The sequence below is a fragment of the Formosa sp. Hel1_31_208 genome (genome assembly GCF_900104785.1).
Taxonomy (GTDB): domain Bacteria; phylum Bacteroidota; class Bacteroidia; order Flavobacteriales; family Flavobacteriaceae; genus Psychroserpens.
Genome location: NZ_LT629733.1, coordinates 2,879,974 through 2,897,794, shown reverse-complemented (window position 1 = coordinate 2,897,794; position 17,821 = coordinate 2,879,974). Strand labels below are relative to the sequence as shown.

The window sequence follows — 17,821 nt, the reverse complement described above, 5'->3', positions numbered from 1 at the left end:
TTAGTTTTTAAATTATTAGAATGACTTAAATGCTTTCAATTTTTTGCTATAATTACTATCTTCGTCAAGATACTATAAAGTTTAAAAATGAACACTATTCACCGTATTTTGATTGTCGTATTAATACTATTCACTAGCTGTATTGATACCAAGCCACAAGAAGTTATCATTAATCCTCAGAGTTTTTGGGGTGAGAATCCTTGGCAAGACATAAGAAAGGAACGCATTAACTCATTATTACCTCAAGCACTGAAGGTTGCTGAAGTAGATTGTTGGCTGGTGATTTGTAGAGAAAATAATAACGATCCTATCGCTGATCATATTGGAGGTGAAAATGCAGGTGGTACTGCAGCTTTTTTATTTTTTAATGATGACAATGGATTTCATTCCATGGTGTTTTCACCTTCTGGTGAAGCAACAGCTTTAGACGATTTAAATATTCATGATGAAGTGGTGAGTGTTGAAAGAGGAACATCGGCAGTCGAAATGGCCACAAATTTCATTAAGGAAAAGAATTTTGCAACTATCGCAGTTAATTCATCGGACTCGAATGCCATGGCTGACGGACTTTCATTCACACAAAGAACAGATCTTGAAAATTTATTAATGGATTATGAGGGTACATTAGTTTCATCTACACAATTAATTTATGAATGGTTATCTATCAAACTACCAGAAGAAGTTGAAATTTTACGCAAGGCAGCCCAACTAACGGCCGATTGGCAAATTGAAGCTTATAAACAAGTGATTCCTGGACAATCTACAGATGCGGATATTGCCAAGTTTTTAAAGCAAAAAATGGCTGAGTACGCTGTAACCGATGGTTGGGCTCCAGACCAAAACCCAAATGTGAATTCTGGTCCAGACCGAGGCCATTCGCATGCAACCGATAAAATAATTATGCCAGGAGATGTTATTCAAATCGATTTTGGAATCAAAGTCTACGATCAATGGGTTAGTGATATTCAACGATTTGCATATGTCCTAAAAGATGATGAGACTAAAGCTCCAGATAATATCCAGTATTACTGGGAAAGTGGAAAAGCAGGTAACCGAGCGGTACTGGCGGCCATGAAACCGGGAGTAAAGGGAGTTGATGTTGATAGAGCACAACGTGTGCTAATGGAAGCGGCAAAATCAGAGTACGTTATGTGGAGTACAGGACATCCCGTAGGATATGTGGCTCACGATGTTGGTCCAAATTTAGGAGGTTCACAAGCATCTCATGTAAGACCAGCTTCAGAAAAACAACTCAAAGAAGGAATGACTTTCGCATTTGATGGATTTCATTCTTGGAAGTTAGAAGATGGTTCACTAAAAACTATTTCAGTAGAAGAGATGGCTATAGTAACAAAAAATGCTGCTGAGTATCTAATTGAACCTCAGGAAGAACTTATCCTAATTCCTAGTAACTAAAACCTATATAAAGTTAGGGGCATCTAGTTTATTGAATGAAGGTGACTTTACTAATTAGGCCGTTTTCTACTTCATATATGGCAACGGCATTAATTACTTTACCGTTGGCGGTCACCTGCTCTTCATCTATGACTTTATTGCCAATTACAATACGGTTTTTTATAAAAGCTCTTAAATCTGGAACCGCATCAAACCATTCCTTATAACTTTTGCGCATTTGTTCCTGACCATCAGTTCTGAGTTCGTTAGGATAATTATAGAGCTTCACGTCTTTGGTGTAAGTTGCCATAAAGGCATCAATATCTCTGGCATTATAGGCATCTAATTGTTTTTGAACGATGGCTTTAGCATCAGAAGTTTTAGTAGAGTTGTCGGACGTAGTTTCATCAGATTCAGAGGTGTCTAATGTTGTTTCTGTAGTGGTTGCCGTAGAATCTACATCACCTGCAATTAATAATTTTGAAGCATCTGCATTAGTCGCTAATCTTGTAATTTTAGAAATGCTATTACGACTTAAATTAGCAACTTCTTTCCAGTTGTTGTCACGCTGTAAAGTCAGTTTGTATAGCACATTGTTTTGACCTGAAAGAATGGTCTTATTATTTAACCAACAAATATCTTCAACACCTTCTATGGTATTTGCGATAACTTTAGTAACACCAGTAAGAGGATTTAAGGATTTAATTTGCCAGGTTTCATTCGCTTTAGAAATAAAACTAACGAGGTTTGAGTTTGGGATTTTATGGAATGATCTACCAACCTTGGTAGCATATTTTCTGCTACGACCATCTAAGACGTTGGAAACATAAAGGTTTAAATCATCACCTTCAATGACAGCAGAAACAACAGTATGATCATCAAACCACGTATAATAAGCAACAACTAAGTCTGCAATTAGTTCTGTTGATTCGCCATTGCTCATCGTATAGCCATACAAACGTTGTTTCCCATCTTTATCGAGTCTAACTGCGGAAACTTCATCCTTATTAGGAACTTTTAGCGGTGTGTATTCACCGCCCTCTGTAAAATTTAACCAAGATTTAGAACCATATCTCATATCATATTTGGCAATATCTGTTTGTTCATTTCTTGTTGAAGCAAACAATATATAGCGATCATTTAAAAATGACGGTTGATTATCATAGCCTAAGTTATTAGAAATGTTTTGACCGTTGTTGAGTTCTATTTGAGTAGCACTCGTTTCTAAATCAAAGAGGAAAATTTCGGTATTGGATTGCGCAAAACAGACAGAAAAACAAAGTGAAAAGAAAAGAGAAGTATAAGGTTTCATAACTACAATATTTAATGGATTTAAAGATAGTAAAATTAAAAAAGCCAATTCCGTTAGTGAATTGGCTTTTGCTGTTTCTAAAATTAGAACACGTCTAGATTAAAAACAATATTTATTCTCAGATTTCACTTTTTCTGCAACTTCCTTGCGTAAATCTACGATATCTGGATAGTTGGCATATTTAGTAAAACGTTTTAGACCCATGAGCATCATACGCTGCTCGTCGCCTTCAGCAAAAGAAATAATACTTTCTTTTCCTTTTTCTTCAACGATATCAACGGCATGGTACAAGTATAATTTGGCCATGGCAATTTGAGCAGATTGCGCGTCTTCACCAAACCGCTTAGCATTCTTTTCGGTTCTTAAAATAGCTGATTCAGCCATGTAGATTTCAATCAAGATATCTGCTGCTGCAATTAATAATTGTTGGTGATCTTCTAATTGAGGACCATACTTTTGAACCGCTCCACCAGCAACCATTAAGAAGGTCTTTTTTAACTTCTTAATCATTTCTTTTTCTTCGGAAAATAACTCAGAATAATCGGGTGTATCGAAAGATGGTATTCCCATTAATTCTTCTTGTACTGCTTGAGCAGGACCTAATAAATCAACATGACCTTTCATAGCTTTCTTAACCAACATCCCTACTGATAACATTCTGTTGATTTCGTTTGTTCCTTCGTAAATACGGGCAATACGTGCATCTCTCCATGCAGCTTCCATAGGTGTTTCTTCAGAGAATCCCATACCTCCAAAAATTTGGATGCCTTCATCAGCACAGTTTTGTACATCTTCTGAAACGGCTACTTTTAAGATAGAACATTCAATAGCATATTCTTCTACGCCTTTTAGTTCTGCTTCTTGGTGTGAGTTTCCAGCAGCTTCGCGCATAGCGATGCGATCTTCAATGTTTTTAGCAGCTCTGTATGTTGCAGATTCTCCAGCATAAGCACTTGCAGCCATTTCAGCAAGTTTCACTTTAATCGCTCCGAAATCTGAAATAGGGGTGTTAAATTGTTTACGTTCATTTGCGTAATTGACTGCTGTAGTTAGAATTCTTCTTTGAGAATCTAAACAAGCAGCTGCTAATTTTATTCGTCCAACGTTAAGTGCATTCATGGCAATTTTAAAGCCTTCACCTCGGCCAGCTAACATGTTTTCGGCAGGAACAACAGTGTCGTTAAAGAATACTTGACGTGTAGAACTTGCGCGAATACCTAGTTTATGTTCCTCTTCACCCAGTGTAATACCATTCGGGTTTGCTTTATCGAATTCAACGATGAAACCTGTAATATTTTTATCATTTTCAATACGTGCGAAAACAATCATCAAACGACAGAAACCTGCATTTGAAATCCACATTTTTTGACCATTGATTTTATAAGATTTTCCATCGGCAGACAATTCTGCTGTGGTTTTTCCTGAATTAGCATCAGATCCAGCTCCAGGCTCAGTCAAGCAATAAGCGCCAAACCATTCTCCAGTAGCTAATTTTGGGACATACTTTTGTTTTTGCGCTTCGGTTCCGTAGAGTGTAATTGGCATTGTTCCAATTCCTGTATGCGCACCAAAGGCTGTACTGAATGATCCCGTTCCACTTGATATATAATCACAAGTTAAGACCGTAGAGACAAAGCCCATGCCCATTCCTCCATAAGCTTCTGGTACAGCAACACTTAAAAAGCCCATATCACCAGCTTTACGCATGACGTCTTCAGTTAAGGCATAATCTTTTGCTTCAAAACGAGGTTTATGAGGAATGATTTCACGGTCATTAAATTCCATTACCGAATCTTTCATCATTTGTTGTTCTTCCGAAAAATCTTCAGGTGTAAATATATCTTCGCACTTGGTTTCTTTGACTAAGAATTGTCCTCCTCTTAGAATGTCTTTTTCTGTTGTTTCCATCGCTATATTTTGTTTTGTTCTTCTTTTTTAGTTTAAAAATTCAAATATTCCACAAGCACCTTGACCAGTACCAACACACATGGTTACCGCACCATATTTAGCGTTCATTTCGCGTTTCCGCATTTCATCAAATAACTGTACTGATAATTTAGCTCCAGTACAACCTAAAGGATGTCCAAGAGCGATAGCACCTCCATTCACATTAATGATGTCAGGATTTAAATCTAATTCACGTATTACTGCAAGAGATTGAGAAGCAAAAGCTTCATTAAGTTCAATAAGCCCTAAATCTGATTGTTGTAATCCAGCTTGTTTTAAAGCTTTTGGAATCGCTTTAACAGGACCAATTCCCATAATACGAGGTTCAACACCTGCAGCTGCATAACTTACCAAACGTGCAATGGGTTCGATATTTAATTCTTTAACCATTGCTTCACTCATAACCATAACAAAAGCGGCACCATCACTCATTTGTGAAGAGTTTCCGGCAGTAACACTTCCTCCAGCAGCAAATACAGCTCTTAGTTTCGCTAAGGCTTCCTTACTAGTACCTTTTCTTGGTCCTTCATCTTTGTTGACCGTATATGTCTTTGTGGCTTTTTTTCCGTTCTCATCGATATAGGTTTGATCCACAGTAATTGGAACAATTTGATCTTGGAAACGATTTTCAGCTTGTGCGCTTAAGGCTTTCATGTGCGAATGATATGCAAATTCGTCCTGATCTTCGCGCGACACTTTAAATTGATTCGCTACAGCTTCAGCAGTATTTCCCATTCCCCAATAATATTCTTCATGACCTGCTTTAACCGTATCGTAATTTAGTTCTGGTTTAAATCCAGTCATAGGCACAGAACTCATGCTTTCAGATCCTCCAGCAATGATGCAATCGGCCATTCCCGATTGAATTTTTGCTGCGGCAATACCAATAGTTTCGAGACCTGAAGAACAAAAACGATTTACTGTAACACCAGGAACATCAACACTATTTAATCCGATTAAGGAAATAAATCGTGCCATATTGAGACCTTGTGATCCTTCAGGCATTGCATTACCTACAATTACATCGTCAATTCTTGAGACCTCAAGATTGGGTAATTCCTTCATCATGTGCTGAATAGTTTCAGCGCCTAATTCATCTGCTCTTTTAAAACGGAATACACCTTTTGGTGCTTTTCCAACTGCCGTTCTATATGCTTTTACTATATATGCTTGTTTCATTGTCTTAGTTTCTTAAAGGTTTGCCAGTTTTTAGCATGTGTTGAATTCTTTCTAGAGTTTTACGCTCTGTGCAAAGAGATAAAAACGCTTCCCGTTCTAGATCTAACAAATACTGTTCGCTAACTAAAGTAGGTTCTGATAAATCACCTCCAGCCATCACGTAAGCTAGCTTATTAGCTATTTTTTGATCATGTTCACTGATATAATGACTTGCTTCCATGGCATCTGTTCCTACTAAAAACATTCCTAATGCCTGTTTCCCAAGTACTTTAATGTCTTTACGTTTTACAGGTTGTGTGTATCCAGTGTCGGCCATTAATTTGGCATAGGCTTTAGCTGTAGCAATTTGTCGGTCCTTATTAACCACTACCACATCTTTTCCTTTCTGAAGAATTCCTAAATCAAAAGCTTCATAAGCTGAAGTAGCTACTTTAGCCATTCCGATAGTTAAGAAATAGTCTTGTAGAACATTGAGTTCAACATCACCCTTTCTAAATGTGTCTTGTGCTCTTAAGGCCATTTCTTTTGAGCCACCACCACCGGGAATCACACCAACACCAAACTCTACAAGTCCGATATATGTTTCAGCGGCTGCAACAACTTTATCTGCATGCATTGATAGCTCGCATCCACCACCTAATGCCATTCCATGAGGAGCAGCAATTGTTGGAATAGAGGAGTAGCGCATGCGCATCATGGTATCTTGAAAATATTTGATAGCCATATTTAACTCATCATATTCTTGCTCTGCAGCCATCATAAAGATCATTCCTATATTTGCGCCTACAGAGAAGTTAGCAGATTGATTTCCAACGACTAAACCTGCGAAATCTTTTTCAGCAAGATCAATCGCTTTATTTAATCCAGCAAGAACATCGCCACCAATGGTATTCATTTTAGATTGGAATTCAACATTTAAAATACCATCACCTAAATCTTCAATTACGACTCCTGAGTTTTTAAAGACTTCATTTGATTTTCTAATATTGTCTAGTATGATAAAGCTATCTTGACCAGGAATTTTCTCTTGAGATTTCTTCGGAATATCATATGCATAAGAAGCACCATCTTTAACAGTGTAGAAAGACGTACTTCCAGATGCCAGCATCTCGCGTACCCATGCATTGGGTTCCACACCTTCTGACATCATCATCTCAATACCTTTCTCAATACCAATTGCATCCCATATTTGAAAGGGACCATGTCCCCAACCAAATCCTGCTTTCATAGCATCATCAATCTTATATAAGTCTTCTGTGATTTCAGGAATTCGGTTTGAAACATAAGCGAATAAGGCAGATAAATGTTTTCTGTAAAATTCTCCTGCTTTATCTTTTCCTTTGACTAATACTTTAAAACGATCTGCAACATTATCGATTGTTTTGGTCAATTCTAAAGTGGCAAATTTTGCTTTTTTATTTGGTCTGTATTCTAAGGTCTCTAAGTCTAAAGAAAGAATTTCCTTTTTGCCTTCAGCTGAGATGTTTTTTTTGTAAAATCCTTGCCCTGTTTTACTTCCTAACCATTTATTCTCCATCATGGTATTGATGAAATCTGGTATTTGAAATAACTCTAATTGCTCATCATTAGGACAATTATCTTTGATTCCGTTTGCTACATGAACTAGGGTGTCTAAACCAACAACATCAACCGTTCTAAAAGTTGCCGATTTTGGTCGACCTATAACAGGGCCAGATAGTTTATCTACCTCTTCAATGGTCATGCTTAGTTCTTTAACCACATGGAATACATTCATAATACTGAAGATTCCAATTCGATTACCAATAAATGCAGGAGTATCTTTTGCGACCACTGATGTTTTTCCTAAGAATTGTTCACCATAACCATTTAGGAATTCTAAAACTGATGCATCGGTTTTTGGACCTGGTATGATTTCAAATAATTTTAAATAGCGCGCAGGATTAAAGAAGTGTGTCCCACAGAAGTGTTTTTGAAAATCTTCACTTCGACCTTCGCTCATAAATTTAATAGGGATACCAGATGTATTTGACGTAATAAGTGTTCCTGGAGTTCTATGTTGTTCTAGTTTTTCAAAAACCTGCTGTTTAATATCTAAACGTTCAACAACAACTTCCATAATCCAGTCTACACCCTTTACTTTAGCGATATCATCTTCAAGGTTCCCTGTGGTGATTCGATTTTTAAATGATGGGTGATATAATGGAGCCGGTTTTGATTTTATTGAAGCGGTTAACGCATCATTTACCAATCGGTTTCTCACTATTTTATCCTCAAGGGTTAAACCTTTGGCCTTTTCTATATCATTTAGTTCTCTCGGTACGATGTCTAATAATAAAACATCGACTCCAATATTGGCAAAATGACAAGCGATTCCGCTTCCCATAATTCCTGATCCAATAATGGCTATTTTTTTAATTCTACGTTTACTCATCTTATTTTAAAATGTGTTCTTTTTGATTGTATATCTGTTTATTGGAAATCATGTTATTGATAACTTCGGCTACCTTATAGAAACTCAATAATTCTTCACCTGAAACATTATCCTTTATTGTTTCATTAAAAGTGAGCACTTTTTCTCTAGAATAAGCTCTTTTTTCTCTACCGAATTCAGTAAGATAAATGAGTACACCACGACCGTCTTCTGGATTAGGTTTACGTTCTATCAAACCTTTTTCTTCCATGCTTTTTAGAGTTCGTGACAAACTGGTAGCCTCCATTCCCATTTTAGGTCCAAGAGATGTGGAGGGTGTCCCGTTTTCTGGATCAATACTCAGAAGAGCAAAGCCAGTGGCCATGGTTGTGTCGAATTGAGATGCTTCCTCATTGTACATCTTATTTACAGCTAACCATGTGGTTCTCAGGACGTAGTCAATTGTTTTATCTTTCATATGTTGAAATTTGAAACCCAAATATACTAAAAAATACTATGCGTGCATAGTATTTTAAGGAAAATTATGCGCGCATAGTATTTAATGATGAGATAGCAGCTAAGTGAATTTATAAATTGATATCTAGAATCTCTTTACGAGATTTAACACCAAGTTTTGAATAGATATTGCTCACGTGAGATTTCACTGTGCTTAAACCAATATTAAGCTCATCTGAAATTTCTTTGTTTGTTTTTCCGTCTTGAAGAAATATAAAAATCTTTCGTTCTTGTACACTAAGTGTTTTTAACTTATTTACTTTCCGCAATACCCAAAAATAATAACTCAACAAAATCCCAATTAGAAAACAGGTAATACCTATGAGAATATTTGAATAAGATTTTTTTTGATTTTCTATAGGTAGGCTATTTCTAAATTCTTTAAAATATAAAGATTTGTTATGTGACCATTTTTCAATATAATCTGAATAAAATTGTTTATTGATACTATAGTTGTTTTCATATTTGCTTTTGTAAAGTGCATAAAGCGATACTAATGCATTAGAGGAGGAGTCTGCTACAAATCTTAGCTTCTCATTAATACCCTTGGTTATAAATTCTCGTTTGAGATATGTTTCTTCTAGTCCAGTACTATCTATAAATCGAGAAATTTGATTAATCTCATTTAAGGCTATATTTTGCTGATTGCCATATACTTTAGATTGATGAAAAGGACTGTTTTTATTCTTCTTTTTAATGGAGATATTAGAATTCTTTTTAGTAATAATAAAAATGTGGTTTTCATCGTTACCGCCTATAATAAGTGAGGCTGGAGGCGCATCTTTTTTTGAAATATGAATTCTATATAAATGTTCTTCTTCTGGTAAAAAGGATGTGTCGAATTTAAAATTTCCATTAGCATCTATTCGCGCTACAGATACGATCATGGAATTAGACATTGTATACATTTTATTGAACGAAGGAATTAGAGATAAGTAGGCATTATTACTCCAGGTAGAATCTAGTTCTATGGTTCCTTTGATGTCATAGTGTTCCTGTTTATTCTGTGCAGCACACAATAAACAAGAACTAATTATGAATAATAAACTGATGTGTAAAACTCGTTTAGTTTTGGACATTAATATCAATATTTACATTTCTTGCCAAGACTGAATTTCTACTCGTCCATTGGCATTTTTTGGAATAAATTTTATAATCCAAGTTCCTTTTTGTGGTTTACTAATATACTTATTGATTTGTCCAGTAACGCCTTCTTTAAGCATGCTAAACAATGAATCGTTATCATCAGATTCCATGCTTTCTACAGAGAATTCTCCTTGTTTTTCTCCAGAAGGATCGTAGATTTGTATGGAGACATTTCCTTTTCTAACACCACATTTAATGCTAAGCCTTAATGCTGAAGTATTTTCAGTAATCTTAATCTCTACATTTTGAACTTTAGATGATTCTTTAAATCCGAGATTTCGAGTGGTTAAAAATTCTGTTGATTGGGCAAAAGTACCGATACTTAAAAAAAGAGATAAGACTAAGACGGTAATTGATTTTGAAAATTTCATAATATTCGTTTTTAGATTAATACTACAAATTTAGAATGTTAGTATATTAACCGTCGTTTTTTCAAGTTTGAAAAAAGGTTTAATAAAGTAGGAATAATGGTTATAACTTGCGAAAATTCCCTAGGCTCTATAAATTTTGTCGTAAAGTTCTTGATAAATATCTTTAATGATATCTCGTTTCATTTTCATGGTAGGTGTCAAGTGACCACCATCAATTGACCAAACATCAGAGGTGAGTTCAAAGCGTTTAATCTGTTCCCATTTACCAAAGTGTTGGTTGTATTTGTCGATTTCTTTTTGAATTCGTTTCATAACAATGTCTGAAGTTGCAATCTCAGCATTTGATGTGCCAATCGTATGACCTTTATGAGCTATCCAATCTCTAATAAATTCAAAATTAGGTTGTATGATTGCTGCTGGCATTTTCTCTCCTTCACCAACCACCATGATTTGTTCTATGAAAAGTGACTGCTTCATATCGTTTTCTAAAAGTGGAGGAATTACATATTTTCCGCCAGACGTTTTAAACATTTCTTTTTTACGTCCAGTAATTTTTAAGAATCCGTCCGCATCAATTTCGCCTTTGTCACCTGTATGGAAATAGTCACCTGTCATAACGCTCGCCGTTTTTTCTGGATCTTTAAAATATCCTTTCATAACGTTTGGACCTTTTATGAGGAGTTCGCCGTCTTCGGCAATTTTAATTTCGACATTATCAATAGGTTTGCCTACTGTACCCACCTTAAACATATTATTTTTATACATGCCTACGGTTACTACTGGTGAAGTTTCAGTAAGACCATAGCCTTCCATAACTTGCATACCTGCAGCACAAAAGATGCGAGACAGACGTGGTTGTAATGCGGCACTACCGGAAACCATCGTTGTCAGTTCTCCTCCCAGAGCGTCTCGCCATTTACTAAAAATGAGTTTATTTGCTATTTTTAATTTAAATTCATACCAGGCACCATTAGCACCGTAAGGTTCCCATTTTTCGCCCAGTTTTACGGCCCAAAAGAATAAAGCTTTCTTGATCCCTTTTAAATCTTCACCTTTAAGCATGATTTTGTCGAATACTTTTTCAAGTAATCTTGGGACAACACTCATTAGGTTCGGTTTTATCTCTTTGGCATTATCACCAATTTTATCAATACCTTCAGCAAAATAAATAGAGGTTCCAGAGTGTTGGTATACGTAAATTAATACACGTTCGAATATGTGGCATATTGGTAAAAAACTCAATACCCGTGTTTGTCCTTCTTCTAGTGGTACTCGTGATGCGCTATCTAAAACATTACTCGTAATATTCCAGTGCGTAAGCATGACGCCTTTTGGTTTTCCTGTGGTTCCTGATGTATAAATAATAGTAGCAAGATCATCGGGTAAAACAGCATCTTTTCTGGCTTCTACCTCATTTTGTGTGCTGTCATCTTTACCAAGTTCGAAGAGTTCAGAATAATGTTTACATCCTTCTATATGGTCAAAAGAGTAGACCTCTTTTAACTGAGTGTTTCCTAGTACTTTTTTTACTTTTTCAAAGACTTCTTCATCAGAAACAAAACAAAATATGGATTCGCTATGATTTAATACATATTCATAATCTTCTGCGCAGATGGTAGGATAAATAGGAATATTTTGAGCGCCGACTTGAAGAATACCAATATCCATGATATTCCATTCGGTTCTATTATTTGTTGAGATAATAGCAATTTTATCATTCTTTTGAACTCCTAATTTTAGCAATGCTCTGCTTACAGCATTGGCTTTGTCTAGATATGATTTAGTAGATGTTTTTATCCACTCTCCGTCATATTTTGTAACTAATGCAGCATCAAGATTATGGGTTTCTAATTGATAGTAAGGGAAGTCGAAAAGTCTCGTTATTTCTGTCATCGTCTTTGAAAGGATTGTAGTAATGCAAAATAGGAAATAATAAGGGAAATTCAAATGACAACAACAAAAAAGGAGTTGCAATGACACAACTCCTCAATTTGTTGAATTTTATCTAAAATAAATAGTCAATACTTTACTACAAATAACTTAAACTAATAAACCCTATATATTAATTTTTTGCTGACCGACTATCATTTCAAAGTTTAAAGTTAGAACATCTAAATAATTAAATGGTGTAAAAAATCGTAACTAGTCATTTTTAAAGACAGCTTTTAACAACGGATAGTCTTTTTTGAAGTAGGACTTTGGGCTTTCATTCATAAATAGTTTGAAATCTTTAGCAAAATGAGACCGGTCATAATAGTCATACATAAATAGCAAATCTTTAATTGCTATTTCCTGATTTTCATATTTACGCATTAGTTTTATAAAACGATATAAACGCACGTATTTTCCCGGTGTCAGTCCAACTATTTTTTTAAACTGCGTCTCTAAGGTTTTTTGGGACATGTCAACTTGATTAAGAATGCTACTAATATTTAAAAGCCCTTCTTTTTGTTTAATAAGATCAATTGCAATATCAATCTGCTGTGTTGTTTTATTTGTGTTAAGTTCTAAATTAGAAAAGAAATGATCGAGATGTTTTACGATATCCTTTGGTGTTGAAAAGGTTTTAAAAACCTTGAGTAGCTGCGCATTAAAATCTGAATGAAATACTTCGAGGGATATATGTTTATTATCTATTGTTGAAATATCTAAGTTTAATATTTTAAATAATGCCGTGGGATGGAAACTAATTCCGAAGGATAAAGAAGGTGCCGAACAATGTAATTGATACGACCGAAAGAATTGACCGCTAATGATGGTGTCTTTTAAAACCATTTCTTTCTTATTAAGGAAGGCTTTTTGTTCACCGTAATACAAATGAGTGATATGTGTAAATCCTACGGGCAACACAGTAGATTGAAATGGTAGTGAATTTTCTGTAAACGATAATTGATAATACTCTTCAATCAAATGAGGAACTTTGTTGTCAAAATAACTTAGCGTCATATTTTTAGATTAATTGTAGGTAAAATAATACATCTTGGAAAGGTAATGATTACTCTATATAATTGCAATACTCTATTGGTAATCATTGCCGGTTTATAAATTTGTTAAACGAAAAGGCGAAAATCAGTAAATATATTTTATAAGAATCTACGCAACCTTTTAATGGTTTATGCATCTCTTAAATATCAACTAAAATTATATGTTATGAATAAACTAGTTATATTACTCCTTTTGTTTTTGAGTTTATGCTCTTGTGAAAATGATGATAGTAATACCACCGAGTTTAATATTCAAGATAAAACCTTTGTGATTACAAACTATATATTAGAAAGCAGTATCGATTTAAATGGGGACGGCGTTTACTCTCAGGACCTATTAGAAGAAGGTAATGCTTGTGTTATTTCTGAACTTTATTTTCGATTGGATGATACTTTTGGAGCTCCAAACTACAGGTCGCTATCATTAATAGTAAATGATAATCAAACTCAAACTTATGACTGTATTGAGCCCGATGGTGCAAGACTTGTTTATCAACAGATTGATGCTGTTGTCAATGTAAGCTATAATAATGTGTTTTATTATGATGGGGAATTATCAAATGACAACAATGTTTTGACTTTTAATATACCATTTGAACATTTATATGGATTAAGTCTTTTCGGTGATAACGATATTATCAGACCCGACGGAACCATTGAAGAATATACAGGTGGAGTCATGGCTATTTACGAACGTGTCGATTAGTTTGTACAACTCTAAATTCTTGTAATTTAAGATAAAACCTTCAAGTTAACTTCAGGGTTATTTAATGCATACCTTAGTGTTTTTCTACCCAAAGTCGGGCATTGACAAATGCCTCTATCCAAGGAGATACGTCATCTGTTCGGTGTTTAGGATAATTTGCCCAATTCCATTGAAATGTTGAACGTTCAATATGTGGCATCATCACTAAGTGTCGACCAGTTGTATCACAAAGAATTGCAGTATTATAGTCTGAGTCATTCGGATTGGCTGGATAACTATCATAACCATATTTAGCCACAATATTATAATCGGATTCGTCCTTTGGAAGTTTAAATTTTCCTTCACCATGACTAATCCAAACCCCAAGGGTGGCATCTTTTAATGTCGATAACATTACCGAATTGTTATCCTGTACCGTTACCGAAGTGAAAGCACTTTCATGTTTATAAGACGCATTGTGATGCATTTTACCATGTTCGTTATGCTCAGGGTTAATCAATTCTAATTCCATGAATAACTGACAGCCATTACAGATTCCAACTGATAAGGTGTCTTCACGATTAAAAAAGTTTTTAATCGCTTTATTCGCATTCTCGTTATACTTGATGGCTCCAGCCCATCCTTTAGCAGAACCTAATACATCAGAATTACTGAAACCACCAACGGCACCTAGAAATTGAATGTCTTCTAGAGTTTCACGACCAGAAATTAAATCGGTCATATGAACATCTTTAACATCAAAACCAGCTAAGTACATTGCGTTAGCCATTTCACGTTCAGAATTACTTCCTTTTTCACGAAGAATAGCGGCTTTAGGTCTTGGTTTACTTGTATCTACTTTTGGTAATTGTCCCGTAAAATGCTTCGGAAAATGATAAGTTAAAGGTTGTTCTGTGTAATTTTCATAGCGCGCTTTTGCTAAACCGTTAGCTGTTTGCTTTTGGTCAAGAAGAAAAGAAGTTTTATACCAAATAGCTCTCATTTCAGAAACATCAAAAGAGAATGTGTCTTCTTGATTTTTAATACTTACTTTTTCTGAATTATTTACTGTACCGATATTAAAAAATTCAATATTATTTTGCAATAAGATTGATTCTACAGACGCATCTGCTTGAAAAACAAGTCCTGCATTTTCTGCAAATAGTACTTTTATTGAATCGTCTTCATTTAAAGACGATATATCAAAATTGGCACCTAAATTTCTGTCAGCAAAACACATTTCTAATAAGGTCGTAATCAATCCTCCAGAAGCTACATCATGGCCCGCAGAAATTTTATCATTCTTAATTAGTTGTTGAATGGTATTAAATGTGTTTTTTAAGAAAGCGGCATTTTTGACATCTGGAGCCTCATTTCCAATAGTATTTAATGTTTGGTTAAAAGAACTCCCTCCTAATTTAAAACCATCTTGTGAGATATTAATATAATAGATATTTCCGCCATCAACTTGTAAAACGGGTTCCACTACTTTAGAAATTTCATTACAGTTTGCTGCAGCAGAAATAATAACTGTTCCAGGAGAAATGACTTCACCATCTGGATATTTTTGTTTCATTGATAATGAATCTTTTCCCGTTGGAACATTGATCCCTAAATCTATTGAAAAGTCAGATATCGCTTTTACAGCTTTATATAAACGCGCATCTTCACCTTCATTTTTACAGGGCCACATCCAGTTCGCAGATAATGAAACAGATTGTAAATTATCTTTTAAAGGTGCCCAAATAATATTAGTTAAAGATTCTGTGATTGAATTTCTACTCCCAGCTTCTGGATGAATTAAACCAGAAATAGGAGAGTGGCCTATAGATGTTGCAATTCCTTCTTTTCCATTATAATCTAATGCCATGACACCAACATTATTTAAAGGAATTTGTAAAGATCCAACACATTGTTGTTTGGCAACTTTACCACCAACACATCGATCTACTTTATTTGTTAACCAATCTTTACATGCAACAGCTTCTAACTGTAAGACTTGCTTTAAGTAAATGTGTAAATTTTTGGTTTTATATCTCGGGTTTTTATAGTTTCTTTTAACTGTTTTGTCTGTTAAAATCGTTTTTGGAGAGCTGCCAAACATGTCTTCTAAGGCTAAATCCATTGGTTTGTCACCTTTGGTTTTAGATACAAACGTAAATCGATCATTACCTGTAACGTTTCCAACGGTGTACATTGGAGAGCGTTCACGATTTGCGATTTTTTGTAAAGTATCTAAATGTTCTTCAGCAATAACTAATCCCATACGTTCTTGAGATTCATTACCAATAATTTCTTTAGCAGACAACGTTGGGTCACCAACAGGTAATTGGTCTAAATCAATTTCACCTCCCGTATCTTCCACGAGCTCTGAAAGACAGTTTAAATGCCCGCCAGCACCGTGATCGTGAATAGAAACAATATGATTCACTTCGCTTTCTATCATGCCTCTAATAGCGTTAGCAGCACGTTTTTGCATTTCAGGATTAGAACGTTGTACAGCATTGAGTTCAATGCCAGAAGCAAATTCTCCAGTATCTGCGGAAGAAACTGCGGCTCCACCCATTCCAATCCTGTAATTTTCTCCACCAAGAATTACAATTTTATCACCTTCTTTAGGAGTATCTTTTAGGGCTTGTTGAGCTTTCCCGTATCCAATTCCGCCAGCTTGCATGATTACTTTATCATAACCTAGCTTTCTAGCTTTTGATGCGCTTGATGAGGTGTTTTCTTCATGTTCAAACGTTAAGACAGAGCCTGTAATTAAAGGTTGACCAAATTTGTTACCAAAATCTGATGCTCCGTTTGAAGCTTTTATTAAAATATCCATTGGGGTTTGGTATAGCCAAGCTCTAGCATCAAATTTTTGTTCCCAAGGGCGATTGTCTTCCAAGCGCGAATATGAAGTCATATAAACAGCGGTTCCTGCCAAAGGTAAAGACCCTTTTCCTCCAGCAAGACGATCGCGAATTTCACCACCAGAACCCGTTGCAGCGCCGTTAAAAGGTTCTACGGTAGTTGGGAAATTATGAGTTTCGGCTTTAAGCGAAATCACAGATTCAAAGTCTTTCTTAGCGTAGAAATCAGGGACATCAGAACGCTTTGGCGCAAATTGCTCGACTATAGGGCCTTTAATAAAGGCGACATTATCTTTATATGCTGAAACAATAGTGTTAGGATGCTGTTTCGATGTTTCTTTAATCATCTTGAAAAGCGATGTCGGTTGTTCTTCGCCATCAATGATAAATGTTCCGTTAAATATTTTGTGACGACAGTGCTCAGAATTCACCTGAGAAAATCCAAAGACTTCAGAATCTGTTAAAAGTCTACCAATCTTTTTTGAAACACCTTCTAAGTAGTCTATTTCTTCATTATTTAAAGCTAAACCTTCTTGTTCATTATAGGCCGAAATGTCTTCAATATTGAGAATATCTTCTGGTTCAATGTCGATGGTAAAAGATTCTTGATTTAAGCTGTTGTATTTTTCAGAGATCATTGGGTCATAGCCTGTGAAATCAGCTGAACATACTTCAAATTCCTCTATACGAATTATCCCATCGATACCCATGTTTTGAGTAATTTCAACGGCATTAGTGCTCCAAGGGGTAATCATTGCAGCTCGCGGACCAACAAAAAAAGCATCTAGAGATGCTTGTTCTATTATTGGCAGGTTACCAAATAACCAAATTAATTTAGTTATGGTTTCTGCTGATAATTCTTTTGTGACTTGAACAGCATAAACCTTACTGTTTTGGTTTCCGAAGAAATGAATCATTATATCGTATTTTGTATTGAATTTTTGAAAGCTCAAATTTACACTTTTTCAATGTAATTCGACACGATAATAGTGCTGAATATTGAGAGTTATTCACTAAATAATTCACAATAGGATTT

General features: G+C 35.3%; 12 protein-coding genes. 2 read left to right on the top strand and 10 right to left on the bottom strand.

Going from position 1 to position 17,821, the window contains the following annotated elements; all coding sequences use genetic code 11:
- The first annotated feature begins 87 nt into the window (after positions 1–87).
- Positions 88–1,416 (top strand): Xaa-Pro peptidase family protein, encoded by a 1,329-nt coding sequence (locus tag BLT57_RS13095; RefSeq protein ID WP_091426300.1) that lies wholly within the window; start codon positions 88–90, stop codon positions 1,414–1,416.
- A 28-nt stretch (positions 1,417–1,444) separates the two neighbouring features.
- On the opposite strand, the gene BLT57_RS13090 is transcribed toward BLT57_RS13095, so the two are convergent.
- The 9 genes from BLT57_RS13090 to BLT57_RS13050 form a co-directional block, all read right to left on the bottom strand.
- Entirely contained in the window at positions 1,445–2,707 is a 1,263-nt protein-coding gene (locus BLT57_RS13090; RefSeq protein WP_091426297.1) for a nuclear transport factor 2 family protein, read from the bottom strand.
- 99 nt (positions 2,708–2,806) lie between these two features.
- Positions 2,807–4,615 carry an acyl-CoA dehydrogenase family protein gene (locus BLT57_RS13085; protein ID WP_091426295.1) on the bottom strand — a complete coding sequence of 603 codons (1,809 nt, stop codon included), beginning with the start codon at positions 4,613–4,615 and terminating at the stop codon, positions 2,807–2,809.
- A 27-nt stretch (positions 4,616–4,642) separates the two neighbouring features.
- Complete coding sequence (locus BLT57_RS13080; RefSeq protein WP_091426293.1) at positions 4,643–5,833, bottom strand: acetyl-CoA C-acyltransferase; 1,191 nt, start codon at positions 5,831–5,833, stop codon at positions 4,643–4,645.
- A gap of 4 nt (positions 5,834–5,837) precedes the next feature.
- The gene (locus tag BLT57_RS13075) at positions 5,838–8,246 is read right to left on the bottom strand and encodes a 3-hydroxyacyl-CoA dehydrogenase/enoyl-CoA hydratase family protein (protein ID WP_091426291.1); all 2,409 of its coding nucleotides are present in this window, start codon (positions 8,244–8,246) and stop codon (positions 5,838–5,840) included.
- Between the two features lies 1 nt (position 8,247).
- The gene (locus BLT57_RS13070; RefSeq protein ID WP_091426290.1) at positions 8,248–8,703 is read right to left on the bottom strand and encodes a MarR family winged helix-turn-helix transcriptional regulator; all 456 of its coding nucleotides are present in this window, start codon (positions 8,701–8,703) and stop codon (positions 8,248–8,250) included.
- A gap of 109 nt (positions 8,704–8,812) precedes the next feature.
- Entirely contained in the window at positions 8,813–9,820 is a 1,008-nt protein-coding gene (locus tag BLT57_RS13065; protein WP_091426288.1) for a LuxR C-terminal-related transcriptional regulator, read from the bottom strand.
- A 12-nt stretch (positions 9,821–9,832) separates the two neighbouring features.
- Positions 9,833–10,258, bottom strand: a complete 426-nt coding sequence (locus tag BLT57_RS13060) for a hypothetical protein (RefSeq protein WP_091426287.1) — start codon at positions 10,256–10,258, stop codon at positions 9,833–9,835.
- A gap of 120 nt (positions 10,259–10,378) precedes the next feature.
- Positions 10,379–12,151: a long-chain fatty acid--CoA ligase gene (locus BLT57_RS13055; protein WP_091426285.1), complete on the bottom strand. Its 1,773-nt coding sequence runs from the start codon at positions 12,149–12,151 to the stop codon at positions 10,379–10,381.
- 249 nt (positions 12,152–12,400) lie between these two features.
- The gene (locus tag BLT57_RS13050; protein ID WP_091426284.1) at positions 12,401–13,204 is read right to left on the bottom strand and encodes a helix-turn-helix domain-containing protein; all 804 of its coding nucleotides are present in this window, start codon (positions 13,202–13,204) and stop codon (positions 12,401–12,403) included.
- A gap of 204 nt (positions 13,205–13,408) precedes the next feature.
- Here BLT57_RS13050 and BLT57_RS13045 point away from each other — a divergent pair, with 204 nt between their 5' ends.
- A complete protein-coding gene (locus tag BLT57_RS13045) occupies positions 13,409–13,948 on the top strand; it encodes a hypothetical protein (protein WP_157717193.1) in 540 nt (179 codons plus the stop codon).
- A gap of 73 nt (positions 13,949–14,021) precedes the next feature.
- Here the strand turns inward: BLT57_RS13045 and purL are convergent, their stop codons facing one another.
- The gene (purL, locus tag BLT57_RS13040) at positions 14,022–17,702 is read right to left on the bottom strand and encodes a phosphoribosylformylglycinamidine synthase (protein WP_091426281.1); all 3,681 of its coding nucleotides are present in this window, start codon (positions 17,700–17,702) and stop codon (positions 14,022–14,024) included.
- Positions 17,703–17,821 lie beyond the last annotated feature (119 nt).